Annotated in this window: 20 protein-coding genes and 5 pseudogenes; 8 read left to right on the plus strand and 17 right to left on the minus strand. The window is 51.2% G+C overall.

All coding sequences use genetic code 11. The features are described from left to right. Positions 1-577 precede the first annotated feature (577 nt). Together ACWWJF_RS18580 and ACWWJF_RS18585 are read right to left on the minus strand one after the other, a co-directional pair. Positions 578-1,908, minus strand: a pseudogene (locus tag ACWWJF_RS18580) (IS4 family transposase). Positions 1,909-1,986: 78 nt separating this feature from the next. Then, complete coding sequence (locus tag ACWWJF_RS18585; protein WP_455871166.1) at positions 1,987-2,310, minus strand: tyrosine-type recombinase/integrase; 324 nt, start codon at positions 2,308-2,310, stop codon at positions 1,987-1,989. Between the two features lie 122 nt (positions 2,311-2,432). On the opposite strand from ACWWJF_RS18585, the gene ACWWJF_RS18590 reads away from it, so the two are divergent. Further along, positions 2,433-3,473 carry an IS481 family transposase gene (locus tag ACWWJF_RS18590; protein WP_455868673.1) on the plus strand — a complete coding sequence of 347 codons (1,041 nt, stop codon included), beginning with the start codon at positions 2,433-2,435 and terminating at the stop codon, positions 3,471-3,473. Positions 3,474-3,512: 39 nt separating this feature from the next. On the opposite strand, the gene ACWWJF_RS18595 is transcribed toward ACWWJF_RS18590, so the two are convergent. Continuing rightward, positions 3,513-4,292 (minus strand): phage integrase Arm DNA-binding domain-containing protein, encoded by a 780-nt coding sequence (locus tag ACWWJF_RS18595; protein ID WP_455870267.1) that lies wholly within the window; start codon positions 4,290-4,292, stop codon positions 3,513-3,515. Further along, positions 4,270-4,509: an excisionase gene (locus ACWWJF_RS18600; RefSeq protein WP_455869951.1), complete on the minus strand. Its 240-nt coding sequence runs from the start codon at positions 4,507-4,509 to the stop codon at positions 4,270-4,272. The genes ACWWJF_RS18595 and ACWWJF_RS18600 overlap by 23 nt, the downstream gene beginning before the upstream one ends. A 115-nt stretch (positions 4,510-4,624) precedes the next feature. Between ACWWJF_RS18600 and ACWWJF_RS18605 the strand changes: the two genes are divergently transcribed. Further along, positions 4,625-5,793, plus strand: a protein-coding gene (locus tag ACWWJF_RS18605; RefSeq protein WP_455870163.1) for an IS3 family transposase whose coding sequence is annotated in 2 segments (ribosomal slippage) — positions 4,625-4,880 and positions 4,880-5,793 — 1,170 coding nt in all. Because the reading frame shifts where the segments join, the coding sequence is not laid out codon by codon here. 223 nt (positions 5,794-6,016) lie between these two features. On the opposite strand, the gene istB is transcribed toward ACWWJF_RS18605, so the two are convergent. From istB to xseA, 3 genes are all read right to left on the minus strand, one after another. Next, positions 6,017-6,772, minus strand: a complete 756-nt coding sequence (gene istB, locus ACWWJF_RS18610; RefSeq protein ID WP_455868472.1) for an IS21-like element helper ATPase IstB — start codon at positions 6,770-6,772, stop codon at positions 6,017-6,019. 14 nt (positions 6,773-6,786) lie between these two features. After that, positions 6,787-8,316, minus strand: coding sequence for an IS21 family transposase (istA, locus tag ACWWJF_RS18615; RefSeq protein WP_455868378.1), 1,530 nt, complete (start codon positions 8,314-8,316; stop codon positions 6,787-6,789). 560 nt (positions 8,317-8,876) lie between these two features. Next, positions 8,877-10,253, minus strand: a complete 1,377-nt coding sequence (gene xseA / locus ACWWJF_RS18620) for an exodeoxyribonuclease VII large subunit (protein WP_455870268.1) — start codon at positions 10,251-10,253, stop codon at positions 8,877-8,879. 181 nt (positions 10,254-10,434) lie between these two features. On the opposite strand from xseA, the gene guaB reads away from it, so the two are divergent. Continuing rightward, complete coding sequence (guaB, locus tag ACWWJF_RS18625) at positions 10,435-11,898, plus strand: IMP dehydrogenase (RefSeq protein WP_455870269.1); 1,464 nt, start codon at positions 10,435-10,437, stop codon at positions 11,896-11,898. A 111-nt stretch (positions 11,899-12,009) separates the two neighbouring features. Continuing rightward, entirely contained in the window at positions 12,010-13,587 is a 1,578-nt protein-coding gene (gene guaA, locus ACWWJF_RS18630) for a glutamine-hydrolyzing GMP synthase (protein WP_455870270.1), read from the plus strand. Positions 13,588-13,713: 126 nt separating this feature from the next. On the opposite strand, the gene ACWWJF_RS18635 is transcribed toward guaA, so the two are convergent. Further along, positions 13,714-14,349 carry a glycoside hydrolase family 25 protein gene (locus tag ACWWJF_RS18635; RefSeq protein WP_455870271.1) on the minus strand — a complete coding sequence of 212 codons (636 nt, stop codon included), beginning with the start codon at positions 14,347-14,349 and terminating at the stop codon, positions 13,714-13,716. Between the two features lie 196 nt (positions 14,350-14,545). Then, positions 14,546-14,764, minus strand: a pseudogene (locus ACWWJF_RS18640) (DUF2000 family protein); the annotation flags it as partial. Positions 14,765-15,069: 305 nt separating this feature from the next. Between ACWWJF_RS18640 and ACWWJF_RS18645 the strand changes: the two are divergent. Both ACWWJF_RS18645 and ACWWJF_RS18650 read left to right on the plus strand, forming a co-directional pair. After that, positions 15,070-15,573: pseudogene (locus ACWWJF_RS18645) on the plus strand (IS4/Tn5 family transposase DNA-binding protein); the annotation flags it as partial. A gap of 226 nt (positions 15,574-15,799) precedes the next feature. After that, entirely contained in the window at positions 15,800-16,840 is a 1,041-nt protein-coding gene (locus ACWWJF_RS18650) for an IS481 family transposase (RefSeq protein WP_455868660.1), read from the plus strand. 126 nt (positions 16,841-16,966) lie between these two features. Here ACWWJF_RS18650 and ACWWJF_RS18655 read toward each other — a convergent pair whose 3' ends face one another. From ACWWJF_RS18655 to ACWWJF_RS18670, 4 genes and pseudogenes are all read right to left on the minus strand, one after another. After that, positions 16,967-17,200: a hypothetical protein gene (locus ACWWJF_RS18655; RefSeq protein WP_455870272.1), complete on the minus strand. Its 234-nt coding sequence runs from the start codon at positions 17,198-17,200 to the stop codon at positions 16,967-16,969. A 4-nt stretch (positions 17,201-17,204) separates the two neighbouring features. Beyond that, positions 17,205-18,536: pseudogene (locus tag ACWWJF_RS18660) on the minus strand (IS4 family transposase). A gap of 111 nt (positions 18,537-18,647) precedes the next feature. Continuing rightward, a protein-coding gene (locus ACWWJF_RS18665; RefSeq protein WP_455870163.1) for an IS3 family transposase occupies positions 18,648-19,816 on the minus strand; the annotation gives its coding sequence in 2 pieces (ribosomal slippage) (positions 18,648-19,561 and positions 19,561-19,816; 1,170 coding nt in all). Positions 19,817-19,877: 61 nt separating this feature from the next. After that, positions 19,878-20,243, minus strand: a pseudogene (locus ACWWJF_RS18670) (IS4/Tn5 family transposase DNA-binding protein); the annotation flags it as partial. Positions 20,244-20,890: 647 nt separating this feature from the next. On the opposite strand from ACWWJF_RS18670, the gene ACWWJF_RS18675 reads away from it, so the two are divergent. Continuing rightward, positions 20,891-22,261, plus strand: coding sequence for an amino acid permease (locus ACWWJF_RS18675; protein WP_455870273.1), 1,371 nt, complete (start codon positions 20,891-20,893; stop codon positions 22,259-22,261). A gap of 425 nt (positions 22,262-22,686) precedes the next feature. Here the strand turns inward: ACWWJF_RS18675 and ACWWJF_RS18680 are convergent. Beyond that, positions 22,687-23,531 (minus strand): IS5 family transposase gene (locus ACWWJF_RS18680; protein WP_455871167.1). Its coding sequence is split into 2 segments (ribosomal slippage): positions 22,687-23,186 and positions 23,186-23,531, totalling 846 coding nucleotides; the frame shifts between segments, so codons are not numbered across the junction. 101 nt (positions 23,532-23,632) lie between these two features. On the opposite strand from ACWWJF_RS18680, the gene ACWWJF_RS18685 reads away from it, so the two are divergent. Further along, positions 23,633-24,100, plus strand: coding sequence for a hypothetical protein (locus tag ACWWJF_RS18685; protein ID WP_455870274.1), 468 nt, complete (start codon positions 23,633-23,635; stop codon positions 24,098-24,100). Here ACWWJF_RS18685 and ACWWJF_RS18690 read toward each other — a convergent pair. The 3 genes from ACWWJF_RS18690 to ACWWJF_RS18700 form a co-directional block, all read right to left on the minus strand. Next, positions 24,075-24,769, minus strand: a protein-coding gene (locus ACWWJF_RS18690; RefSeq protein WP_455870275.1) for an IS1 family transposase whose coding sequence is annotated in 2 segments (ribosomal slippage) — positions 24,075-24,526 and positions 24,526-24,769 — 696 coding nt in all. Because the reading frame shifts where the segments join, the coding sequence is not laid out codon by codon here. The two genes, ACWWJF_RS18685 and ACWWJF_RS18690, sit on opposite strands and share 26 nt — an antisense overlap. 294 nt (positions 24,770-25,063) lie before the next feature. Then, a complete protein-coding gene (locus ACWWJF_RS18695; RefSeq protein WP_455870276.1) occupies positions 25,064-25,462 on the minus strand; it encodes an H-NS family histone-like protein in 399 nt (132 codons plus the stop codon). Positions 25,463-25,734: 272 nt separating this feature from the next. Beyond that, on the minus strand, positions 25,735-26,244 hold the full coding sequence (locus ACWWJF_RS18700; RefSeq protein WP_455871168.1) for an IS5 family transposase: 510 nt from the start codon (positions 26,242-26,244) through the stop codon (positions 25,735-25,737). Positions 26,245-26,269: the final 25 nt, after the last annotated feature.

Genomic DNA, 26,269 nt, shown 5'->3' on the forward strand with positions numbered 1-26,269 from the left:
CGATGGCAAAGCAAAAGTTTAAAATCACCAACGGGTCCGCCTACAACAATGCGCTCAGGCAGCGGGGGGACCTGTGCCTATATCGTTATACACATCTTTCTAACGCACTGTTTAATCAATGAGTTACGGGTTTATCTCAGAGTGGCATTTTGAACCTCAAAAAGCCAATGGGATGGCTTGAATGCCTTAATTCACGGGGTTCTGAGCATCCTGTTCAAAAAATGGCCAAAAGATGTGTATAACGATATGACCTGTGCCGTGTTATGGCGTAAAAATGCGGTGTGAATGTGATTTGTCACGCTTAAGGAAGGGAGTCGGCAAGTCGAAATGAGCGGTAAGTTATTGATAAAAATGTTGTGTATTGTCGTGCTTTGTTGTGTTTTGTCGCCTATTTTTTGAGCGATAAATTCAAGCGATATATTGATATTTATAGTTTTTATGTGTTTTAACTCTGCTGCTCAGCTAACAGCGGGATGAAAATTACGGCATTTAGATTCAGAGAGTTACAAGCAATCGATCGAAATTACTCGAAATTCGATCGAAATTATTCAATCTCAGCCCACTCCGACCCACCTCGTTATACACATCTCTGTTCGTGCCTGAGCGCGCGTAGCGTTTCGGCGGCCGTCATGACTTTCTGCAAGCCTTTCCAGATAGTTTTTGCGTCTGGTTCACCGTCGCCTTTTCGAGCAAGAAAGCCTCCCAGTTGCGCAACTAAGCGCAATACTTCGTTTAGCTTAGGCGGCCCTTGGGCATACGCTTGTTCATCAGTAGGTAAGCGCCATGAGTCTCGTCGGAATCAAAGAACAACATTGCGTCCAGCTCTGGACAGGTTCGTCCCATACGCATTAAATAGGCGATGCGCCATGCCACGATCATGAACAGCGCCAATGCCCGCTCAATGCGATCCACGGTCGATAACTGTAACGCTTCGACACAGCAGCCGTTCTTCAGCACATTGAAGAACATCTCGATTTCCCATCTAGCCCGATACCAGTCGATCAGCTCCACGATATCTTCTCGTCCTTCAGGTACGCGATTGCTCAGCAACCGCCACTCGACCGGCTTCACGCCTGCTGGCGGCTCAATTTCCTTGGCTATCACACAAGTCACTGCCAACCCGCAACGCAGCGACACTCGCTTCACGCGCAGCGCCTGTTTCACCGTACGCGCCTTCTGCCCCGCGCGAGCCGCCATAACGAATTGGATTTCTCCCACCGGCACGGTCTTTCCAACCTTCTGCCAAAGCTTCTCATTACAGTCCAGACTGCGATTATGAGTCGAGCGGATCAACCAGTCAGCCGGAGTGCCAAGGTCATCAGCGAGCTGCATCAACGCCTTGATATCCGCTTCGCGATCGGCTAAGTACACCAGACGTGTGTTTGGCAACTCCGAGGCGAGTTCAGCAACTCGCTCGTATCCCTCGAGCCAGCGCGTACTCTCCTTGAGCCCATCGCGTTTTCCGTCTGCATCCTTCGGCTCTCTTGCCCACATCCACGCATCCAGTACGCCCAACCCCACGCGATCCGGACTGACCGCGTAGGTCGGATGCAGGTACAGACCACGCCTGGCTTCGTAGTTCAAGGGACCCAAGCCTTGGATTTGCTGCCCGTTGAAGTCAAGCTCGGTAGTGTCTTGGATACACAGCACAACCTCGTGTTCTCGGATCCTTTCCTGCGTACGCTGCCAGTGAGGTTGCAGAATGTCTCGCCATTCGAATGCTTGGTTCTCCATGAAGCGGTAAGCACCCAGCGTCTCAGACCATCCGAGGCACGCATGCGGAATGCTGGCTTGCGGATTCTCAGCCAGCCGTATCAAAAGCCCTTTGGCACGCTTATTGAGCCTCGTGTCACCAAGATTTACCCCTTCCAGTTCTTGGTGTGCCCAGCCATCTGAATCCCGTGTCATTTTTCAGCGCCGTAAATGGCGATAGTACACGTCGGTTTCACTTCATTTACAACCCCACCGGCTGCCTATTTCAGCCCGCTAACCCTTGGCATATAAGGCGTTGCGGACTTGTGTATAACGAGGTGACTCCGACCCTCTTACATCACGGTACTTATCGGTCATCTCGGATGACTTATGTCCTAGCAGTTTTTGCGCGTAATCCCTCCCTTTCTCATCAGTGTATAGACGCGCTGCAAGGCTCCTGATTTCGTGAAATGAAGGAGCGTTACGTTCCCATGTTAGTCCTGATAATCGACGTGCTTTCAAAAATGCTCTGGAAATCGTGTCCTGAGAAAATTGCTGGTGTTTAGCGTCTGCGACGATATGCGCTACGCCGTTGTTTAATTCACTGAACTGGTTCAGTACATCGGCAAGGCATAAATTGTATTAGTCGCGACTTGCTCTGACACTGGACCTTGAAAGGTTGAGAGTTACCGGTTTTGATATGGGTGTCGAATCCTTATACAAAACACGAGGTAACTCTCATGCTTCATACTAACAATCCCATCATCAAACACAAAGCCGGCCTGCTCAATCTCGCCGAAGAACTCGGTAACGTATCAAAAGCCTGTAAAATCATGGGGGTGTCACGCGACACGTTTTATCGCTATCAGGAACTGGCGGCAGAAGGCGGCATTGACGCTCTGGTTAACCAAAACCGCCGGGTTCCCAACCTGAAAAACCGTGCTGATGAAGCCACTGAACGTGCGGTTGTTGATTACGCCATTGAGTTCCCGGCTCATGGCCAGCACCGGACCAGTAATCAGCTGCGTAAAAAAGGCGTCTTCATTTCTGGCAGCGGTGTGCGCTCCATCTGGCAACGACACGATCTGGAAAACTTTCGTAAGCGCCTGAAGGCACTTGAGGAAAAAGTTGCCAGAGAAGGCATCGTACTTACTGATGCTCAAATCGCTGCACTGGAGAAGAAGGCGCACGACGACGAAGCCTGTGGTGAAATAGAGACTGCTCACCCGGGTTATCTGGGGTCGCAGGACACCTTCTACGTGGGTAATCTGAAAGGTGTTGGCCGTATCTACCAGCAGACGTTCGTGGATACGTACTCGAAAGTGGCGCACTGCAAGCTTTACACGAGTAAAGCACCGATCTCTGCCGCCGACCTGCTCAATGATCGCGTGCTGCCGTTCTACGAAGCTCAGGGGCTGCCAATGCTAAGAATACTGACGGACAGGGGGACGGAGTACTGCGGTAAAGTGGAACAACATGACTATCAGCTGTACTTGGCTATCAACGATATAGACCATACGAAAACGAAAGCGATGTCTCCGCAGACAAACGGTATCTGCGAGCGCTTCCATAAAACTATTTTGCAGGATTTTTATCAGGTTGCGTTCCGTAAGACGTTATACGAGGACCTAGAAAGTCTACAAAAGGATCTGGACAACTGGTTGTGGCATTACAATAATGAGCGAACTCATCAGGGTAAAATGTGCTGCGGGCGTACGCCAATGGCCACGTTACTTGATGGTAAACGAGTCTGGGCAGAAAAAAATCTGAACCAGATTTAATCTGACAGACACCTGTATAAATAACCGGTAACTGTCAGATCAGGTCTGAGCTAATACACATAAATTGAGGCAGTCGATGCGGGTTGTCTGGGAGAACGCAAGCATCATGCCTGTTTTCCCCTGCTTGATGTAAAGGCGTCCGTCTTTGATATCCTCCCAGCGTAGCGCCCGTATATCTCCTAAACGTTGACCTGTGACTAAAGCAAGGTCAAGACAGGGCCCAGCCCATGCGGGTAATGTATCCGCTGCCTTGCGTATAAGCCTCCACTCATCCAGCGTTATACGCTCCCTCTGAATGTCCACCCGCTGGTTACGCGTAACCTCGGCTGGATTGCTTTTGAGTAGCCCCTCGGCAATGGCCTCACGAAACAAGTCAAGCAGCAATGCTCTGATGCGGTTCGCCATTGTGACTTTTCCTGCTCTTACCCACTGATTAAGGAACGAGGCAATGTCTTTGGTTTCTACTTTCTGAAGAGCAAATTCGCCTAAATGGGCGTTAACGGCTTTCAGGTATTTATTGTACTCGCTCATCGTTTTCGGTTTGAGTTTCCGTCCTTCGAGTATCGTCAGATAGCGTTCAGTCCATTCACTCACTGTAGTCACCTGTGTGCCGTTGATGCGGTCAACGAGCGGTGATTGTTTTGATGAGCCATAAATTGCCATATTGGCGGCTATGGCTTGCGTAATGGCCTCTTGTCGATGGCGGCCCAGGCCATATTCTTTTCCTGTGCGTGGGTCACGGTAGCAAAAATAGCCGCCATTGCGCGGTTGCAGGTTTGGCGGCAAGTCGCGGTTCTTATGACTTCTCCGGCGTGCCATGTCTTATCCTCGATAACAGGGCGGGATGAAGGTAACTTGATGAGCGAAGGTTTTTGTTCTGGGTGAGCTTGCAGGCATTTTCCTCAACCAGATACTCGCGCCCATCTCGTATCGGTGCGGGAAAAATCATTCCGTTCCTGACCAGTCGCCTGACGGTTTCCATACAACGCGGACGGGGTTGCCGCCGATTCCACTCGGATAAGGTGATGTATGCCATTATTTACCTCTGCTAAAATTAAGCCGCTGCGCCATTTGTCATTGTAGTGGCACACTGATACTGGCCACCTGAGCGGAGGTGATATGCTCACCTCATCAACACGACAGGTGACCTCATGGGTAAACATTTTACGGCGGAATTTAAGCTCGAAGCCGCAAAGCTGGTTGTCGACCACGGCTACACATACGTTAAGGCCGCAGAGGCGGTTAATGTCAGCCATTCTGCCATTAGTCGCTGGGTCAATAAGCTTCGCCTTGAACGACAGGGAAAAACGCCAACGGGACTTCCTCTTACCCCTGAACAGCTCGAGCTGCGTGAGATGAAGAAAAAAGTCCAATGCCTTGAAATGGAGAACGAAATCCTAAAAAAGGCTACGGCGCTCTTAATGTCGGACTCACTCAACGGTTCACGGTAGTCGACAGGCTGAGGGCGCGATACCCGGTCACGGCGTTGTGCCAAACTTTTGAGGTACATCGCAGCAGCTACAGGCACTGGCAGGCTTCCGCTAATGAACCCGACGGTGAGCGCGTGGTTAAGTGTAGCCGCGTCATGGAAGCCTGGAACGCCAGCGGCGGCTCTGCCGGCGCTCGAAGTATCGCGACCATCGTCACCGGCAGCTCCGGTGTCAAAATGGGGCGCTGGCTGGCTGGCAAGCTGATGAAGGAGCTGGGTATCGCCAGCTGCCAGCGACCGGCTCACAAATACAAACGCGGCGGCAATGAACACGTTGAAATACCGAACTATCTCAACCGCCAGTTCGCGGTTACCGCGCCGGATCAGGTCTGGTGCGGCGATGTGACCTACATCTGGACGGGCAAATGCTGGGCTTACCTTGCGGTGGTGCTAGACCTGTTCGCCCGCAAACCGGTGGGCTGGGCCATGTCGACGTCGCCGGACTCGGCGCTGACAGTTAAAGCGTTGCAGATGGCCTGGGAACTCCGGGGACAACCAACAGGAGTCATGTTCCACAGCGACCAGGGCAGCCACTATACCAGCCGTCAATACCGGCAAGCCCGGTGGCGCTGCCGGATAAAGCAGAGTATGAGTCGGCGGGGTAACTGCTGGGATAATGCGCCAATGGAGCGGTTCTTCCGCAGCCTGAAGACAGAATGGGTGCCGACAAAGGGTTACAACAGCTTCAGCGAAGCCCAGGACGCGATTATCCGCTACATCACGGGGTATTACAGCGCTATCCGGCCTCACTGGTATAACGGCGGCTTAACTCCAAACGAATCTGAGCGACTGTTCTACATACAGTCTAATGCGGTGGCCAATATTAGTTGACCACTACACTTCTTGGATACCAAACCATGAACACTATGCAGGCCATCGAGCAAAAAGCCAAGCAGCCAGTCATTCAGCAGTCATATGTATTAGCTCAGACTAGGTCCTCGTATAACTTCTTACGGATGCGTATTCGCATGCGATCGATCATCGATTCGCATCTAAGGTCGATCACGTTTTCGCATCGTAATCGATCACCCGGGAACCTAACTTTTTTATCGTTTTAGCGTGTTTCTTCTGCGCTTTCCACTGCCAGGCTATTTTTCCTTAATGATTCTCCCTGAAGCTCCACTCTGTGAGAGTTGTGGATCAGCCGATCCAGGAAGGCATCTGCCGCCGTCGGGTTTTCCATCACTCCGTACCATTGCTCCACCGGCAACTGGCTGATAAGGATCGTGCTGGTTTGCCCATATCGCTCTTCCGTTATTTCCAGCAAGTCATTGCATTGCCGCGTTGTGATAACTTCAAGACCAAGGTCGTCCAAGATAAGAAACTCTATTTTTTGAAGCTGTTTCAGTTGCTTAAGCCAGCTGCCGTCCAGTCGGCCCTGCTCAAGCTGATCCAGCAGCCGACCCATGCGCCAGTATTGAACGCTTCTCTTTTGCCGGCACGCCTGCTCGCCCAGGGCACAACCTACCCAGCTTTTTCCGCTGCCAGTTGGCCCTGTTATCAGGATATTCTTGCTGTGGGTGATGTAATGCCCGTTCAGAAGCTCGCGCATCTGTTCGGCCTTTAACCCTCGGGAGACCGGATAGTACATACCCTCAGGGGTTGCACCGTGGCGCAACCGTGCCTGCTTTCTCAACCGCCCAACACGGCTGTTTTCACGATTCAGTAGCTCTTCTTCGACAAGTAACCCCAGGCGTTCTGCGAACCCCAGCTCATTGTATGTACCAGGTGCCTCACGCTGGCGTATCATGCCATCGGCCATTGCCGACAGCTTCAGCGTTCTAAGTTTGGTTAGCAGGTCATCAGTCATAACGACTCCCTTTTTCAGTGGTAATATTTTGGACCACGCAGATTCTCGTGCTCCAGTGGAAGCTGTAACTCTCTATTTCCTTTAACTGTTTCTCCGATGCCCTCCCTGTTGTGACGCAGCAGATTCTCGATAAAACGCCTTTCCGGATGGTTCAGCCCGCAGGCCTTGTCACAGGCTTTTTCCAGCCGTTCGGCACCGTATTTTTTCTGGAGCGACAGTAGGCCGAGAACAGCCCGATAAGCCTGCTCAGGATGATTCTTCGCGTTTAGCATCGCTTCCACCACCTGCCAGGTCGCCTTGCCGGTTCTCGCGGCATTATCCAGCAGCTTTTCAGGTGTCCAGCTGCTGTGCCCGCGGTGATTGACCGGCATGTGTGCCGGATTCGTGCTGTGGCTGTACTGCCGATCGCTGCGAGGGTGCTGAGCCACGCAGCGGCCCTTATGCCAGACCTGGACCAACGTCTGACCCGCTTTTACCGACAGCCTTTCACCAACCAGCTCATGGGGAACGGAGTACCAGTGGCGGTCGTATTCGACGTGATAGTCAGGAGCGACCTTCACCGCACGGTATTCGGTGTATTCATAGGGCATGGCTGGCAACGGCTGCAGGCACGGCGCATCGAGCAGCGCAAAGCGCTGCGCTCGGCTCTGGCCCCCATAACCTTTCATTGGCCGGTTATTCAGCTCGGTCATCAGCTCACTGAGCCTGACGTTGAGCGCATGCATCGTATGGAAGGTTTCATTGCGTATTCGCGCCAGGAGCCACCTTTCGACCAGCAGGACGCCGTTTTCCACTTTGGCCTTGTCTTTCGGTTTGTAGGGTCTGGCTGGCATCACTACCGTGCTGTAATGCGAGGCCAAAGACTGATAGCTGTCGTTGATGACCGGCTCGTAGCGATCTGCTTTGCTCACCGCGCTACGCAGATTATCGGGTACCAGCAGGGCTGGAACGCCGCCGAGGAAGGTCAGGCAGTGGCTGTTAGCATTCAGCCAGCTCATCATGTCCTGACCGGGGCAGGCTTCTGCATAGGTATAATTTGACGCTCCCATGACAGCGACGAAGATGGCGACCCGGCGCACATTTCCCGTATCGGGGTCGGATACCGGCACCGTGGGCCCGCAGAAGTCGATGAACAGCTTCTCACCGGCACGGTGGGTCTGGCGCATCGAGCGTTTCTGGCATTTCTTCCATTGGCGATAACAACGGCAGAACTGAGAGTAGCCCAGCGCCATTTCTCCGGTTTCGGTGCTGTATTCTATCCACAACAGCTGCCTGGTAACCCCTGGCCGTCTTAGCTCGGTATCGATATACAGCCAGTCTGGCGCGATAAGCTCCGAGGTGCGCATTCTGCGGGTGGGGAACAGCATCTTTTCCAGTTTTTCTGGCAAGAGCGCATCAGGCAATGGCCACGACAGCGATGCGGCGGTAAAACGGGAGAGCACCTCATAAACTGTGGAAGGGCTGACCCTAAGAGCAGCGGCGATGGTGCGATTAGACTGGTTGCACTCAAATTTGAGTTTGAAGATCTGAAGACAAGTCTCCATGGGACTCCTGCTTTTTCTCTTTCTGGCCATCGTTATCTCCATTTCAGTAGAAACTGCGAACGGAGAGGAGGTTAGAAGAGTTAAGTCCCGGAGTGATCGATACGACGCGAATCAGTGATCGACCTTAGATGCGAAATCGTGATCGATTGTCATGCGAATCACTGATCGATCACGATGCGAATATGCAAGCGGTAAGTTATTGATAAAAATGTTGTGTATTGTCGTGCTTTGTTGTGTTTTGTCGCCTATTTTTTGAGCGATAAATTCAAGCAATATATTGATATTTATAGTTTTTATGTGTTTTAACTCTGCTGCTCAGCTATCAGTCGGAACAGGAATAAGTGTGCGCGGAGTGAAAAACAAACGATAAGGTGCTTTGGATTGCTGAAAAACCGACCGAAAACGGTCATTTTTAGCTATTGCTGTCATTTCTTCCCACCTTCGTCATTCCCGCTTAGGCAGGAATCTCCCGTTGGTTATACGCCTTTCTTCTGGCGGAGATCTCTAGCTTTCACCGAGGATGACGAAAAGATACGCGTCTTTACCATCAGTCTGAAGTGCTAAGACGTTTTCCTGCGTGCGCGCTTTTTAGCATCTGGCGTGACCTGCGTAACCTGGCTTTCTATCCAGCCGTCCTGTAATCGGGTTTTTAGCGTGTCGCCCGGTGCTGCCTGAGTCGTGGCGCGTAAAACCTGCCCAGAGGGGGTGGTGGTCACGTTATAGCCACGCGCCAGCGTTTTTAGTGGGTTGACGCCTTCCAAATGGGAACAAACCTCACCCAAGCTCTGTTTATTCTCACTCAGTTGCCGGGTGATAAGCCGCTGTAATTGATACTGCATCTGTTGCAGGTGTTGCTGCGCACGATGAATACGTGAAAGCGGTTGCTGCTGCGTCAGCCGCTGCTGCAAACGCTCATTGCGCAGGGTCGCGCGCCGCAGTTGCTGCTGCATGCTCTCATCAAGCCTGCGCCGCAGGGTGATCAATTGGTTAAGCTGACGCGCCAAGCGTAACTGCGGATGTTGTTGCTGCAAACGGTGGTGAAGTCGGGCGAAATCGCGCTGGTGCTGGGCCAGTGAATAATCCATCGCCATTTCCAGCCGCTGACGTTGTGCATGTAGCTGGCGCAGCAGTTCGTTGCGATCGCGACTGACCAACTCTGCCGCCGCCGACGGGGTCGGAGCGCGTAAATCCGCCACGAAGTCGGCAATGGTGACGTCGGTTTCATGGCCGACAGAACTCACAATAGGAATACGACTGGCGAAAATGGCGCGAGCCACCCGTTCATCGTTAAAGCTCCAGAGGTCTTCCAGTGAACCGCCGCCGCGCCCAACGATCAGTACATCGCACTCTTGTCGTTGATTGGCACGTTGAATGGCGCGAACCATTTGCGCTGGAGCCTCTTCGCCTTGCACCTGGCTCGGATAAATCACCACCGGTAGGGCGGGATCGCGCCGCTGTAGCACATGCAGGATATCATGCAGAGCCGCGCCGCTAGGTGAAGTAATGACGCCGACGCTGCTGGCAGGGCGGGGGAGCGCCTGTTTGAATGACTGATCGAACAATCCTTCTGACGCTAACCGCTGCTTAAGCTGTTCGAACTGCTGTTGCAACAGGCCATCGCCTGCGGGTTGCATGCTTTCTGCCAGCAGTTGGTAATCACCGCGCGGTTCGTACAGGGTGATGGTAGCGCGCAGCAACACTTGCTGCCCGTTTTGTGGACGAAACGTCACACGGCGATTACTGGTGCGAAACATGGCGCAGCGCACCTGAGCTCGCTCGTCTTTCAGGGTAAAGTACCAGTGACCGGAGGCGGGTTGGGAGAAGTTGGATATCTCGCCGCACAGCCAGATTTGCCCCATTTCCATTTCCAACAGTTGCCGGACGGTTTGATTGAGGCGGCTGACGGTAAAAATAGCGGATGAAGGCGCTTGGGACATGGCGTTGGCTAACCCGATTTAGTGAGCGAGATCAAATTTTAAAACAGAGGGTTAATTAACCGATATTACCTTGCCTGAAAGGTTAATCAAGTTTTTTTATAAAAAAAGCTGGAGGCAACCGATTACGCTCTGTATAATGCCACGGCAATATTTTATCGCATCCCCACATGAGATATTGCCCATGCTACGTATTGCCAAAGAAGCACTGACGTTTGATGACGTCCTCCTGATCCCAGCTCACTCGACCGTTCTGCCGAACACTGCCGATCTCACCACCCAGCTCACAAAAACGATTCGTTTGAATATTCCTATGCTTTCTGCTGCCATGGATACCGTGACGGAATCCGGTTTGGCCATCGCTCTGGCGCAGGAAGGCGGCATCGGTTTCATCCATAAAAACATGTCGATTGAGCGCCAGGCGGAAGAAGTCAGCCGGGTAAAACGCCATGAAAGCGGCGTGGTTGTTGATCCGCAAACCGTGACGCCAACCACCACGCTGCGTGAAGTCAAAGCGCTAACCGAACGTAACGGCTTTGCCGGCTATCCGGTAGTAACTGACGATAACGAACTGGTCGGCATTATCACTGGCCGTGACGTACGTTTTGTGACTGATTTGGAACGCCCGGTGAGTGCCGTGATGACGCCGAAAGACCGTCTGGTAACGGTGCGTGAAGGCGAAGCGCGCGAAGTGGTGCTGCAAAAAATGCACGAAAAACGCGTTGAGAAAGCGCTGGTGGTGGATGGCAGCGTCCATCTGCTCGGCATGATCACCGTGAAAGACTTCCAGAAAGCCGAGCGTAAACCTAACGCTTGTAAAGACGAACACGGTCGTCTGCGCGTAGGAGCGGCAGTTGGCGCAGGTGCGGGCAACGAAGAGCGCGTCGATGCGCTGGTTGCGGCCGGTGTTGACGTACTGCTGATCGACTCCTCGCACGGCCACTCTGAGGGCGTATTGCAGCGTATTCGTGAAACTCGCGCTAAATACCCCGATCTGCAAATCATCGGCGGCAACGTTGCCACTGGTGCCGGTGCCAAAGCGCTGGCTGAAGCAGGCGTGAGCGCTGTGAAAGTCGGTATTGGCCCAGGCTCTATTTGTACCACCCGTATCGTTACCGGCGTGGGTGTACCGCAGATCACCGCGATTTCCGACGCGGTAGCAGCGCTTGAAGTTACTGGCATTCCGGTCATTGCTGATGGTGGCATCCGTTTCTCCGGTGACATCGCCAAAGCCATCGCTGCGGGTGCAGCCTGTGTGATGGTAGGTTCTATGCTGGCGGGCACGGAAGAATCTCCGGGTGAGATCGAGCTGTATCAAGGCCGTTCCTTTAAATCTTACCGTGGGATGGGCTCGTTGAGTGCCATGTCTAAAGGCTCTTCTGACCGTTATTTCCAGAGCGATAATGCGGCAGATAAACTGGTGCCGGAAGGGATCGAAGGGCGAGTGGCTTATAAAGGCCGCCTGAAAGAGATCGTGCATCAGCAGATGGGCGGCCTGCGTTCCTGCATGGGCTTGACCGGTTGCGGCACCATTGACGCACTGCGCACTCAGGCCGAATTTGTTCGCATCAGCGGTGCAGGCATTCAGGAAAGCCATGTGCACGATGTGACCATCACCAAAGAATCTCCGAACTATCGGATGGGTTGATTGAGCCCACATGCCAATCTGCCGATGTGATGGCTGATTTGACAGAAACCCGGTAAACTTCGCCAGGTTCTCTTATTTTTTGCTCCTTACGTATTTTGGAATACGCCTCTCATGACAGAAAATATTCATCAACACCGCATACTCATTCTGGATTTTGGTTCGCAGTACACGCAACTGGTCGCGCGCCGCGTGCGTGAACTGGGCATTTATTGCGAGCTCTGGGCATGGGACGTTACCGAAGCACAGATTCGCGAATTTAACCCGAACGGCATCATCCTTTCCGGTGGCCCGGAAAGCACCACCGAGCACAACAGCCCGAGCGCGCCGGAATATGTGTTCCAGGCCGGTGTGCCGGTGTTGGGTGTGTGCTATGGCATGCAGACCATGGCAATGCAGCTGGGTGGACATGTAGAAAGCTCCAGCGAGCGTGAGTTTGGTTATGCTCAGGTTGAAATCAAAGCGGAAAGCGCGCTGCTGCGCGATATTCAGGATGCGCTGAGTGAAAGCGGTGCGCCGCTGCTTGACGTATGGATGAGCCACGGCGATAAAGTAACGGCCATTCCATCTGATTTCGTCACCGTTGCCAGCACCGATACCTGCCCGTTTGCCATTATGGCTAACGAAGAGAAACGCTTTTATGGCGTACAGTTCCATCCGGAAGTGACGCATACCCGTCAGGGACAGCGCATGCTGGAACGCTTTGTACGTGATATCTGCCAATGTTATGCGCTGTGGACACCGGCAAAAATCATTGATGACGCGGTAGTGCGCCTGCGGGAACAGATTGGCAACGATCGTGTGATCCTGGGCCTATCCGGTGGTGTTGACTCCTCTGTGACGGCGATGCTGCTGCACCGTGCCATTGGCGATCTTTTGACCTGCGTGTTCGTGGATAATGGCCTGCTGCGTTTGAACGAAGCGGATCAGGTGCTGGAAATGTTCGGCGATCACTTTGGTCTTAATATCGTGCATGTGGCTGCGGAAGATCGTTTCCTGTCTGAATTGGCCGGTGAAAACGATCCGGAAGCCAAACGCAAAATCATTGGTCGCGTGTTTGTCGATGTGTTCGATGAAGAAGCAAGCAAGCAAACCGAGGTGAAATGGTTGGCGCAGGGCACCATCTATCCTGACGTGATTGAATCAGCGGCGTCCAAGACCGGTAAGGCACACGTTATTAAATCTCACCACAACGTGGGTGGCCTGCCGAAAGAGATGAAGCTGGGTCTGGTTGAGCCGCTGAAAGAGCTGTTCAAAGATGAAGTGCGTAAAATTGGTCTTGAACTGGGCTTGCCGTACAACATGCTGTACCGCCATCCGTTCCCCGGCCCAGGCCTTGGGGTGCGCGTGTTGGGCGAAGTGAAGAAAGAGTACTGCGATCTGCTGCGCCGTGCCGATGCCATCTTCATCGAAGAACTGCACAACGCTGACCTGTACCACAAGGTAAGCCAGGCCTTTACGGTGTTCCTGCCGGTGCGTTCCGTAGGCGTGATGGGCGACGGTCGTAAATACGACTGGGTGGTCTCTCTGCGTGCGGTCGAAACTATCGACTTTATGACCGCGCACTGGGCACACCTGCCTTATGACTTCCTGGGCCGCGTTTCCAACCGCATTATCAACGAAGTCGATGGCATTTCCCGCGTGGTTTACGACGTGTCTGGCAAGCCGCCTGCGACGATTGAGTGGGAATAATCGCCGTTTAACGTAGAGGATTGCCCTGCAACGGTATTACATCTGGCAGCATCATCTACATCGACCTCAGCGGAGAATGTCCTGTGACATTCTCCGCTAGTTTTAGCGTGTTTCTCGATTCAAGCGTTAGCGCTGTGGGTTGATCTTACTGATCAAGACGTTGCCATTTATGCCTTTTATCGTCCCGTGAGATGAATATTCCCAGAAACTCCAGTTTCCTTTTCCCCAGGGATATAACGTATCAGGGTGGTCAGGCTCTGTTCTCCAGTGTTCGGGCCAGATTTTTATTTTCCGAAAGAAATTATCATGTAATTCCCATGCAACGCTGTTCTTCCAGGTATCAATATTGGTTTTGATGTACAAATTATTGGTACAGATGGGAAGGTCTGAATCAATAATATGTTGTATCAAATGGTAAAGGTTATTCGCCATTTCATTTTTGGTGGCAGTCTTATTACTTCCGACCTTATTATTGACTTCAAAGGCAAAAGCATCTTTGTTGGTAAATCCTGCCTCTTTCAGCGTGTTTACTATGGTTCTTGCCTGTGCTTCTGGCGTGCTGGATTTGGCTCGGAAAATATGCCAGGCCCCGGAAGCGATACCTGCCACTCTGGATTTTCGGAAATTTTCAGAAAACGTCGGGTCAATATAGGTCTCACCTTCTCCCAAGCGAGAAAACGCCATACTGACACCGTCTTCTTTTACTTTATCCCATTCAATGGTTCCCTGGAATCTGGAGATGGCAATAATGTTATTGTTCATAATCATTCCTCTCTGTTTGTGCTTGAATAATAGTCCTTTGGGTGTCAAAACGATAAGGCGCTACCCTGTTCAGGTAATGACATCTCATTTTTGGACAACGCAGAGAGAGAATTTCATTAAACTGTATATAAACCATCGGCAAATAAAACGGTGCCTCACTACTGAGGCACCCGATGTATATCGGCTATATCGTGATTTATTTATGCAGCGATAGTCCTTTTATCACTTTATCCACTGTTTTTTTCGGACCGCGCATTGCAAGACCAACAAGATTAAGGTTATTGGCATCTTCAGTCATAAATACCGCTCGGTTAGCATCGTCATGACCGGTCAAGAACATGGCGTGTACGTAAGGAATCAACATCAGTTCACGTTCAAGCCCCTTGCGATGCGCTGTTTGCAACCCGCTAAGGTCCACCTCGTTATACACAAGTCCGCAACGCCTTATATGCCAAGGGTTAGCGGGCTGAAATCATATCGTTATACACATCTTTCTAACGCACTGTTTAATCAATGAGTTACGGGTTTATCTCAGAGTGGCATTTTGAACCTCAAAAAGCCAATGGGATGGCTTGAATGCCTTAATTCACGGGGTTCTGAGCATCCTGTTCAAAAAATGGCCAAAAGATGTGTATAACGATATGGGCTGAAATAGGCAGCCGGTGGGGTTGTAAATGAAGTGAAACCGACGTGTACTATCGCCATTTACGGCGCTGAAAAATGAGACGGGATTCAGATGGCTGGGCACACCAAGAACTGGAAGGGGTAAATCTTGGTGACACGAGGCTCAATAAGCGTGCCAAAGGGCTTTTGATACGGCTGGCTGAGAATCCGCAAGCCAGCATTCCGCATGCGTGCCTCGGATGGTCTGAGACGCTGGGTGCTTACCGCTTAATGGAGAACCAAGCATTCGAATGGCGAGACATTCTGCAACCTCACTGGCAGCGTACGCAGGAAAGGATCCGAGAACACGAGGTTGTGCTGTGTATCCAAGACACTACCGAGCTTGACTTCAACGGGCAGCAAATCCAAGGCTTGGGTCCCTTGAACTATGAAGCCAGGCGTGGTCTGTACCTGCATCCGACCTACGCGGTCAGTCCGGATCGCGTGGGGTTGGGCGTACTGGATGCGTGGATGTGGGCAAGAGAGCCGAAGGATGCAGACGGAAAACGCGATGGGATCAAGGAGAGTACGCGCTGGCTCGAGGGATACGAGCGAGTTGCTTGATCTTGACCCACCATCTCCGGACAGCTTTTGTATCTTAAGTTAACGATGCCCGCTGGCGCCGATATTCTCTTGGGGAGTTGTATCCCAGCGCACTGTGCGGATGGTTTTCATTGTAATGATTTGTATTAGTCGCGACTTGATCTGACACTGGACCTTGAAAGGTTGAGAGTTACCGGTTTTGATATGGGTGTCGAATCCTTATACAAAACACGAGGTAACTCTCATGCTTCATACTAACAATCCCATCATCAAACACAAAGCCGGCCTGCTCAATCTCGCCGAAGAACTCGGTAACGTATCAAAAGCCTGTAAAATCATGGGTGTGTCACGCGACACGTTTTATCGCTATCAGGAACTGGCGGCAGAAGGCGGCATTGACGCTCTGGTTAACCAAAACCGCCGGGTTCCCAACCTGAAAAACCGTGCTGATGAAGCCACTGAACGTGCGGTTGTTGATTACGCCATTGAGTTCCCGGCTCATGGCCAGCACCGGACCAGTAATGAGCTGCGTAAAAAAGGCGTCTTCATTTCTGGCAGCGGTGTGCGCTCCATCTGGCAACGACACGATCTGGAAAACTTTCGTAAGCGCCTGAAGGCACTTGAGGAAAAAGTTGCCAGAGAAGGCATCGTACTTACTGATGCTCAAATCGCTGCACTGGAGAAGAAGGCGCACGACGACGAAGCCTGTGGTGAAATAGAGACTGCTCACCCGGGTTATCTGGGGTCGCAGGACACCTTCTACGTGGGTAATCTGAAAGGTGTTGGCCGTATCTACCAGCAGACGTTCGTGGATACGTACTCGAAAGTGGCGCACTGCAAGCTTTACACGAGTAAAGCACCGATCTCTGCCGCCGACCTGCTCAATGATCGCGTGCTGCCGTTCTACGAAGCTCAGGGGCTGCCAATGCTAAGAATACTGACGGACAGGGGGACGGAGTACTGCGGTAAAGTGGAACAACATGACTATCAGCTGTACTTGGCTATCAACGATATAGACCATACGAAAACGAAAGCGATGTCTCCGCAGACAAACGGTATCTGCGAGCGCTTCCATAAAACTATTTTGCAGGATTTTTATCAGGTTGCGTTCCGTAAGACGTTATACGAGGACCTAGAAAGTCTACAAAAGGATCTGGACAACTGGTTGTGGCATTACAATAATGAGCGAACTCATCAGGGTAAAATGTGCTGCGGGCGTACGCCAATGGCCACGTTACTTGATGGTAAACGAGTCTGGGCAGAAAAAAATCTGAACCAGATTTAATCTGACAGACACCTGTATAAATAACCGGTAACTGTCAGATCAGGTCTGAGCTAATACACTTTATCGATTGATCAGATCGCTCAACTCGGACTGAGTTCCCTTCAGGTGATCTACTATTCGGAACAGTTATTTAGCTTTCTTTATTACCGTTTCAGCATCATCATCGCGCAATATTTTTAACTGCAAACGACACGCCTCACTTTTATGTTTAAATAAATCAGCGTTATCTACATTAAGGGCTTTAATCCCTGTATGTTTTAAAATTTCTTTTTCAATTAATGACTTTTCAATTTTAATTTTATTTTGATTATTCTTATAACGACTGATATAGTGGTCTCTCACTTTGGGGTCTTTGGTCACCTCGTTATACACATCTCTGTTCGTGCCTGAGCGCGCGTAGCGTTTCGGCGGCCGTCATGACTTTCTGCAAGCCTTTCCAGATAGTTTTTGCGCCTGGTTCACCGTCGCCTTTTCGAGCAAGAAAGCCTCCCAGTTGCGCAATTAAGCGCAATACTTCGTTTAGCTTAGGGCGGCCCTTGGGCATACGCTTGTTCATCAGTAGGTAAGCTCCATGAGTCCCGTCGGAATCAAAGAACAACATTGCGTCCAGCTCTGGACAGGTTCGTCCCATACGCATTAAATAGGCGATGCGCCATGCCACGATCATGAACAGCGCCAATGCCCGCTCAATGCGATCCACGGTCGATAACTGTAACGCTTCGACACAGCAGCCGTTCTTCAGCACATTGAAGAACATCTCGATTTCCCATCTAGCCCGATACCAGTCGATCAGCTCCACGATATCTTCTCGTCCTTCAGGTACGCGATTGCTCAGCAACCTCCACTCGACCGGCTTCACGCCTGCTGGCGGCTCAATTTCCTTGGCTATCACACAAGTCACTGCCAACCCGCAACGCAGCGACACTCGCTTCACGCGCAGCGCCTGTTTCACCGTACGCGCCTTCTGCCCCGCGCGAGCCGCCATAACGAATTGGATTTCTCCCACCGGCACGGTCTTTCCAACCTTCTGCCAAAGCTTCTCATTACAGTCCAGACTGCGATTATGAGTCGAGCGGATCAACCAGTCAGCCGAAGTGCCAAGGTCATCAGCGAGCTGCATCAACACCTTGATATCCGCTTCGCGATCGGCTAAGTACACCAGACGTGTGTTTGGCAACTCCGAGGCGAGTTCAGCAACTCGCTCGTATCCCTCGAGTCAGCGCGTACTCTCCTTGAGCCCATCGCGTTTTCCGTCTGCATCCTTCGGCTCTCTTGCCCACATCCACGCATCCAGTACGCCCAACCCCACGCGATCCGGACTGACCGCGTAGGTCGGATGCAGGTACAGACCACGCCTGGCTTCGTAGTTCAAGGGACCCAAGCCTTGGATTTGCTGCCCGTTGAAGTCAAGCTCGGTAGTGTCTTGGATACACAGCACAACCTCGTGTTCTCGGATCCTTTCCTGCGTACGCTGCCAGTGAGGTTGCAGAATGTCTCGCCATTCGAATGCTTGGTTCTCCATGAAGCGGTAAGCACCCAGCGTCTCAGACCATCCGAGGCACGCATGCGGAATGCTGGCTTGCGGATTCTCAGCCAGCCGTATCAAAAGCCCTTTGGCACGCTTATTGAGCCTCGTGTCACCAAGATTTACCCCTTCCAGTTCTTGGTGTGCCCAGCCATCTGAATCCCGTGTCATTTTTCAGCGCCGTAAATGGCGATAGTACACGTCGGTTTCACTTCATTTACAACCCCACCGGCTGCCTATTTCAGCCCGCTAACCCTTGGCATATAAGGCGTTGTGTAGTGGTCAACTAATATTGGCCACCGCATTAGACTGTATGTAGAACAGTCGCTCAGATTCGTTTGGAGTTAAGCCGCCGTTATACCAGTGAGGCCGGATAGCGCTGTAATACCCCGTGATGTAGCGGATAATCGCGTCCTGGGCTTCGCTGAAGCTGTTGTAACCCTTTGTCGGCACCCATTCTGTCTTCAGGCTGCGGAAGAACCGCTCCATTGGCGCATTATCCCAGCAGTTACCCCGCCGACTCATACTCTGCTTTATCCGGCAGCGCCACCGGGCTTGCCGGTATTGACGGCTGGTATAGTGGCTGCCCTGGTCGCTGTGGAACATGACTCCTGTTGGTTGTCCCCGGAGTTCCCAGGCCATCTGCAACGCTTTAACTGTCAGCGCCGAGTCCGGCGACGTCGACATGGCCCAGCCCACCGGTTTGCGGGCGAACAGGTCTAGCACCACCGCAAGGTAAGCCCAGCATTTGCCCGTCCAGATGTAGGTCACATCGCCGCACCAGACCTGATCCGGCGCGGTAACCGCGAACTGGCGGTTGAGATAGTTCGGTATTTCAACGTGTTCATTGCCGCCGCGTTTGTATTTGTGAGCCGGTCGCTGGCAGCTGGCGATACCCAGCTCCTTCATCAGCTTGCCAGCCAGCCAGCGCCCCATTTTGACACCGGAGCTGCCGGTGACGATGGTCGCGATACTTCGAGCGCCGGCAGAGCCGCCGCTGGCGTTCCAGGCTTCCATGACGCGGCTACACTTAACCACGCGCTCACCGTCGGGTTCATTAGCGGAAGCCTGCCAGTGCCTGTAGCTGCTGCGATGTACCTCAAAAGTTTGGCACAACGCCGTGACCGGATATCGCGCCCTCAGCCTGTCGACTACCGTGAACCGTTGAGTGAGTCCGACATTAAGAGCGCCGTAGCCTTTTTTAGGATTTCGTTCTCCATTTCAAGGCATTGGACTTTTTTCTTCATCTCACGCAGCTCGAGCTGTTCAGGGGTAAGAGGAAGTCCCGTTGGCGTTTTTCCCTGTCGTTCAAGGCGAAGCTTATTGACCCAGCGACTAATGGCAGAATGGCTGACATTAACCGCCTCTGCGGCCTTAACGTATGTGTAGCCGTGGTCGACAACCAGCTTTGCGGCTTCGAGCTTAAATTCCGCCGTAAAATGTTTACCCATGAGGTCACCTGTCGTGTTGATGAGGTGAGCATATCACCTCCGATCAGGTGGCCAGTATCAGTGTGCCACTACAGTACAGACCACGCCTGGCTTCGTAGTTCAAGGGACCCAAGCCTTGGATTTGCTGCCCGTTGAAGTCAAGCTCGGTAGTGTCTTGGATACACAGCACAACCTCGTGTTCTCGGATCCTTTCCTGCGTACGCTGCCAGTGAGGTTGCAGAATGTCTCGCCATTCGAATGCTTGGTTCTCCATGAAGCGGTAAGCACCCAGCGTCTCAGACCATCCGAGGCACGCATGCGGAATGCTGGCTTGCGGATTCTCAGCCAGCCGTATCAAAAGCCCTTTGGCGCGCTTATTGAGCCTCGTGTCACCAAGATTTACCCCTTCCAGTTCTTGGTGTGCCCAGCCATCTGAATCCCGTGTCATTTTTCAGCGCCGTAAATGGCGATAGTACACGTCGGTTTCACTTCATTTACAACCCCACCGGCTGCCTATTTCAGCCCGCTAACCCTTGGCATATAAGGCGTTGCGGACTTGTGTATAACGAGGTGGGGATAGATAGGTAGACATAAATATATCAACATCCACCGGTTTAAATTTAATCGGCATAGCGTCGATAAACTCCTGTAAAAATAGTGTTTAAAAAAAACCATGATGTAATGTTATCGGCTCCTTGTATTCCATAAAGCGTTCATTAAATCTGGCATTTTTTTAATCATCACAATACCTATAGATTAAGCAAAAAATTACACTGGCTTTATCACCGTGAGAGCATTCCCCCTTTGACATGTCGCTTATGGCTGAAGTCGTACTACATCGCTCGGATGTCAGGGAAGACAGCCGTCGTTTCAATGCTGGTCTAAAAATGTACACAGGCAGTATTTTCGTGGGGCCGATCGACAAATCGCGGCAAGAAATCAGTGCAATCTGTTTCGCCCACCACTATTCTCTGACAAACGGTAGACATCAGCGTATTTTCATCTGACGAACACCGTAAAAATAACATTACACAAACGTAAAATGACGCGAGTATTCGCATCGTGTCTGCTTCACTCTGACAGAGGGTTACATTAATGGATGGTCAACAACACGACGGGACTCTGAAACGCGGCTTAAAAAACCGTCATATTCAGTTGATTGCCCTGGGTGGTGCCGTCGGCACCGGGCTGTTTTTAGGGATTGCTGCCACCATAAAAATGGCAGGTCCTTCCGTACTTCTGGGCTATGCCATCGGCGGTATTATCGCGTTTCTCATCATGCACCAATTGGGAGAGATGGTCGTCGAAGAACCTGTTGCAGGCTCTTTTAGCCATTTTGCCTATAAATATTGGGGTGATTTCGCTGGGTTCGCTTCTGGCTGGAACTATTGGGTGCTCTACGTGCTGGTCGCAATGGCCGAACTGACTGCTGTGGGCATCTATGTGCAATACTGGTGGCCTGATATTCCCACTTGGGTTTCTGCCGCCGTCTTTTTCCTGGTGATTAATGCCATTAACCTCGCCAATGTCAAAGTGTACGGTGAGATGGAATTCTGGTTTGCCATCATCAAGGTCGTAGCAATTATCGGCATGATCGTATTTGGTGGCTGGCTGCTGTTAAGCGGTCAGGGCGGACCGGAAGCCACGGTGAGCAATCTGTGGGCGCAGGGCGGATTTTTCCCGAATGGCATCAACGGTCTGGTGATGGCAATGGCGGTCATCATGTTCTCGTTTGGTGGCTTGGAACTGGTAGGTATCACCGCAGCAGAAGCGGATAATCCGGAAACCAGCATCCCGCGTGCTACCAATCAGGTCATCTACCGTATTCTGATCTTTTATATCGGCTCGCTGGCTATTCTGCTGTCGCTCTACCCTTGGGGAAAAGTCGTGGAAGGGGGGAGCCCGTTTGTCATGATTTTCCACAACCTCGACAGTAATGCCGTGGCAACCATTCTCAACATTGTGGTGTTGACAGCAGCATTATCGGTCTACAACAGCTGCGTGTACTGTAACAGCCGTATGCTTTACGGCCTTGCCAAGCAAGGTAATGGCCCGAAAGCGCTATTAACCGTCGATAGACGCGGTGTGCCTGTTGTTGCCATTGGTATATCTGCCGCCGCCACTGCGCTGTGCGTTCTGATCAATTACCTGATTCCGGGCAAAGCGTTCGAACTCCTGATGGCATTGGTGGTGTCTGCACAGGTGATAAACTGGGCCATGATCAGCTTGGCGCACCTGAAATTCCGCAAAGCCAAAGAGCAGGAAGGCGTGCAGACTAAATTCAAAGCGCTGCTCTATCCGCTGGGCAATTATATTTGCCTGCTGTTCCTGGCCGGCATTTTAGTGATCATGTTCATCACTCCAGGGATTCAGATTTCCGTTCTGCTGATTCCAGTATGGCTGGTCGTGCTTGGCATCGGTTATGCCATGAAACAGAAAAAACAACGGGTCGCAACCACCCGATAAGTGATATGAAAACGACCCTCCCCCCACCGTCATTCCCGCGAAAGCGGGAATCTCTTGCAGAAGATTTTCGCAGTGCTCCCCGGCTTTCGCCGAGGATGACGAGGGGGGAAGTGGCTTTACCGTCAGAGTAAAACGGACTGTTTTGAAGGGGTTGTGAATATGACTGGCAGCACATGAATAGTTATTGTTGCAATCAAAAGCACAGGGTAAGACTGTACTTTAGTACATCTGGTATTAATAAATTAAAAGAATTATGGTTAGAGCATAAGAATGAGGGAATAGAGTCGAAAAAAAAGTGATCCTCCAGAAGATGATCATACGCCAAATTGGCCAACACCAGGGAAAAATTTTGCATATATTATTGCGAACAACAGATATGTTGTCAATCGTTGGCCATGCCAGTGAAATCAATTAGGCTGTGTCCCTTAATTACATAACCTCTGGTAAAACAGGCGGATGCATCCCAGTTTCAACATTGCCAGATAATTCCTCGCCGTTTTGTCGTAACGTGTCGCAATGCGACGGTATTCTTTCAGACGGCCAAAGCTCCGCTCAACAACGTTCCGATTGCGGTAGGCGTCACGATCGAGCTTTGAACGACCATCCACCGCCATTTTTTCAGTGGATTTTCGGGGGATGACAGTTTTTATACCTCTGTTTTTCAGCTCGTTACGTAATACATGCCCGGAGTACGCCTTGTCAGCGAGTACCGCATGACCACGGCGTTTCATACTGCCGTTCTGGCGTTGAACACCAATACCGTTCAAAAGACGTAGTGCAAACTGACTTTCATGAGCCTGACCGGGGCTCAACACGATGTTTAACGGAAGACCACTTCCGTCTGTAGCCATATGGATTTTGGTGCCAAAACCACCTCGAGAGCGACCCAGCCCATTATCTCCGGTGATATCGGGATGTTTTTTTGAGCACCGGCAGCACATTTCAGCGCCCTGATATTGCTACCATCCAGCGCAGTCGCTGACCAGTCCACGAGGCCATGGGCATCAAGTGATGAAAGTAACTTATTAAAAATAATGTTAATGACTCCCGATTTTGACCATCGGTTAAAGCGGTTATAAACGGTTTTCCATGGGCCGTATCGCTCAGGTAAATCACGCCATGGGGCACCAGAGCACAGCCCCCAAAACATGCCATTGATAATCATGCGATGCTCAGCCCATGGGCGTCCGGCCTGTGGTGTTGCTGGTTCAGCAGGGAGTAAGGGCTGGATGATAGCCCATGCTTCATCGGGAAGGTCGTAGCGAGCGATAGTTCAAAATGATGTAGAAACAAACAGTTATTATAACTTATGGGATTAAGGGACACAGCCTAGTTACCATTGGTGATTTTTAGAAAACAAAAATATCTATCATGTTGGTTTATCAACCAGCACTATCGAAAACCATAAACTGCATTCTGCGGTTTTTTTTGTGTGGTGAAAATATGGCTTGGTACAAAACGGGAACCATCGCTGCCACTAACGGCAGCAAAATCATTACGGGCACAGGAACCCAATTCACTAATCCATTAAACGGTGTATCAGCAGGGCGGATGTTATTATTGCCAGCTGCTGGCACTGTTCAAATTTATGAAATTGAGTCTGTACAATCCGATACACAATTAACGCTGGTATCTGCGTTCACTGGCACAACGGGAACGGGTAAAGCCTATGCTATTCCCACCTCTCCGACTGTTTCCATTGAGCAGTTTGCGCATGAATTTGCCTCAACGCTTGCTTATTACCAGCAGCAGTTATCAAGCTGGCAGCAGATATTAACCGGAACGGGAAACGTTACGTTGGTAATGACTCCAATTAGTAGAACATGTGTTTTTCGATGAAGGCTCCGATGACTTTTTCGTGGATCTCGACGGAGCGCGAGAAGCAAATCGTTTTACGCGCCAGTCGTTTAATGCGGGTACGGAGCGTCAGGTTATTGCGCTCTATGCGTTGCGTGAAGATCTTGCCAGTCAGATGTTTCTGCTTCGGAACCTCTCTTGCATAGCTGCCCCAGTTGTCACTGGTAATCATGCCGATGTTGAACGGTGTCAACAGAGCCAGCAATTCACGGCAGGTCTCATCGGTTCGGGAGCCAAAAGTGTAGGCCAGAACACCGCCCGTTTTGGTATTGTAAGCGTACCACAGCCAGTGCTGTAGCGCCTTGCTGCCAACGAAGCTCCATTGCTCATCAAGTTCACAGATAAGGGCGACGTCGGCGTGAGCAACGGGAGAAGACGTTATCCTGCGGGGCGAGAGCTTTTTAAAGCCCGGATGACCGTATTGATGCCGATTTTCAACGTTCTGGCGGTATCGCGAACACCGGCACCGTTGAAGGCCATATCAACGATCTGCTCTTTGACTCCCGGCTTTCGCGCTTCATAGCGGTAGGTAAGCTGGAATACACGGCGACAGCACTGACACCGGAAGCGTTCGCGCTTAGTTGGACTAAGGCCATGTCGATAAACTTTATCTGAATGACAGCGAGGGCAATGAACAAAAACAGTAACCACGTGGAAACCTCAAATAGCGGCAGAATATCACAAAAGCCAACTATTTGAAGGCATTACCCTGCAAACGATCAAAGAAAATCGGATCCTGATTGATACGCATGCTAATACACCAGCGGTATTAATTTTTCCGCCATTTTAATCGGGTCTTTGGGGGATAAAAACTTTTTGTCAAGGAAGGCGAAACGCAGGTGGTGATAACGATCGCAGATTAGAAAAGATATGCATAGAGTACAACGTTACTCCATGCATAACAAGACAAGTGATGCGCGCTAATACGGCAAGGAAGAGAACAAATTAAATCTCGAAATCTTCCAGCGTTTTGCTTCCGCCATCAATGGCTTCACGGATCGCTTTCGGCGTGCGGCCTTGGCCGGTCCAGGTTTGCTCGGTGCCATTCTCATCAATATATTTATATTTCGCCGGACGAGGATCGCGTTTGGCCTTGGCCGGTTTGGATTTCACGCTTTCCAGCAGTTCAGCCGGATCAATACCGTCTTCAAGAAGCTGAGCACGAATGGCATCCAGTTTTGCCAAACGTTCTGCCTGCTCTTTCTGAATTTTGCTGTCTTCTTCGCGGCGCTCTTCCACAATTGCAGTGAATTTGCTTAACAGGTCTTCCAGGGTTTCAAGATCGGTATCTCGGGCCTGAGCGCGAAGAGAACGAATATTACTTAGCACGTCAAAACTCATCATGGTGTTCCTTTAAAAAGAAGAGACATTATTAGCTTAAAAGATATTTTTTGATTTTCCAATATACACCAGATACGCCGGCATGAAATATTTTTTTATAGCGTCTTATGTAAAAAAATGCGTAACGCGAGGCGCGGGTAAAGCAGGGACGTTAATCGTTAGTTGGTTAATAACACAACGCCTCGTGGTTACCTCTATTTATTAATTCATCACTTAACCATCCAGGCTTTGTTGAATAAATCAGAACTTGTAACGACTGTGCCCCAGGTCGATTGTTACGTGATGCGAATACTGTTCGGCATTCCTAATAGCGTGATCCGGTTAAGCGCTTTGACCATCGCCATTGCTTCACCCACCTGAGCATCGTAGTCACGCAGACTTAGATGACCACCCAGAAGCGTTTTGAACCGGAACATGGCCGTTTCAGCCACTGAGCGTCGGTGATAGCCCACTTTCTTTTTCCAGGTATCGTTGCTGCCGCTCAGGCGCTGATTTGCAACAGCGTGGTTACGCTCGTGGTAGTGGTCCGGCCAATATTGCGCCCCCCTTCGCGGCGGGATAAGCGGCCTTATTTTCTTCCTCAGCAGAGCATCATGGCAGTAACCTGTATCGTAAGCGCCGTCAGCCGATGCCTCTCTGATTTTCCGGTGGGTCTGGTTTATCAGTGCCGGTAGAGCCTGGGCATCAGTCGTACCACTGAGCGACAAATCCGCACAGATAATCTGTATTAGTCGCGACTTGCTCTGACACTGGACCTTGAAAGGTTGAGAGTTACCGGTTTTGATATGGGTGTCGAATCCTTATACAAAA

This window comes from Symbiopectobacterium sp. Eva_TO, from assembly GCF_053848865.1.

Excerpts from the sequence above, each read along its gene's own strand:
- ACWWJF_RS18590 (WP_455868673.1), top strand. The coding sequence starts at position 2,433 with ATGCTTCATACTAACAATCCCATCATCAAACACAAAGCCGGCCTGCTC.
- ACWWJF_RS18595 (WP_455870267.1), bottom strand. The coding sequence starts at position 4,292 with ATGGCACGCCGGAGAAGTCATAAGAACCGCGACTTGCCGCCAAACCTG.
- ACWWJF_RS18600 (WP_455869951.1), bottom strand. The coding sequence starts at position 4,509 with ATGGCATACATCACCTTATCCGAGTGGAATCGGCGGCAACCCCGTCCG.
- istB (WP_455868472.1), bottom strand. The coding sequence starts at position 6,772 with ATGACTGATGACCTGCTAACCAAACTTAGAACGCTGAAGCTGTCGGCA.
- istA (WP_455868378.1), bottom strand. The coding sequence starts at position 8,316 with ATGGAGACTTGTCTTCAGATCTTCAAACTCAAATTTGAGTGCAACCAG.
- xseA (WP_455870268.1), bottom strand. The coding sequence starts at position 10,253 with ATGTCCCAAGCGCCTTCATCCGCTATTTTTACCGTCAGCCGCCTCAAT.
- guaB (WP_455870269.1), top strand. The coding sequence starts at position 10,435 with ATGCTACGTATTGCCAAAGAAGCACTGACGTTTGATGACGTCCTCCTG.
- guaA (WP_455870270.1), top strand. The coding sequence starts at position 12,010 with ATGACAGAAAATATTCATCAACACCGCATACTCATTCTGGATTTTGGT.
- ACWWJF_RS18635 (WP_455870271.1), bottom strand. The coding sequence starts at position 14,349 with ATGAACAATAACATTATTGCCATCTCCAGATTCCAGGGAACCATTGAA.
- ACWWJF_RS18650 (WP_455868660.1), top strand. The coding sequence starts at position 15,800 with ATGCTTCATACTAACAATCCCATCATCAAACACAAAGCCGGCCTGCTC.
- ACWWJF_RS18675 (WP_455870273.1), top strand. The coding sequence starts at position 20,891 with ATGGATGGTCAACAACACGACGGGACTCTGAAACGCGGCTTAAAAAAC.
- ACWWJF_RS18685 (WP_455870274.1), top strand. The coding sequence starts at position 23,633 with ATGTTGGTTTATCAACCAGCACTATCGAAAACCATAAACTGCATTCTG.
- ACWWJF_RS18695 (WP_455870276.1), bottom strand. The coding sequence starts at position 25,462 with ATGATGAGTTTTGACGTGCTAAGTAATATTCGTTCTCTTCGCGCTCAG.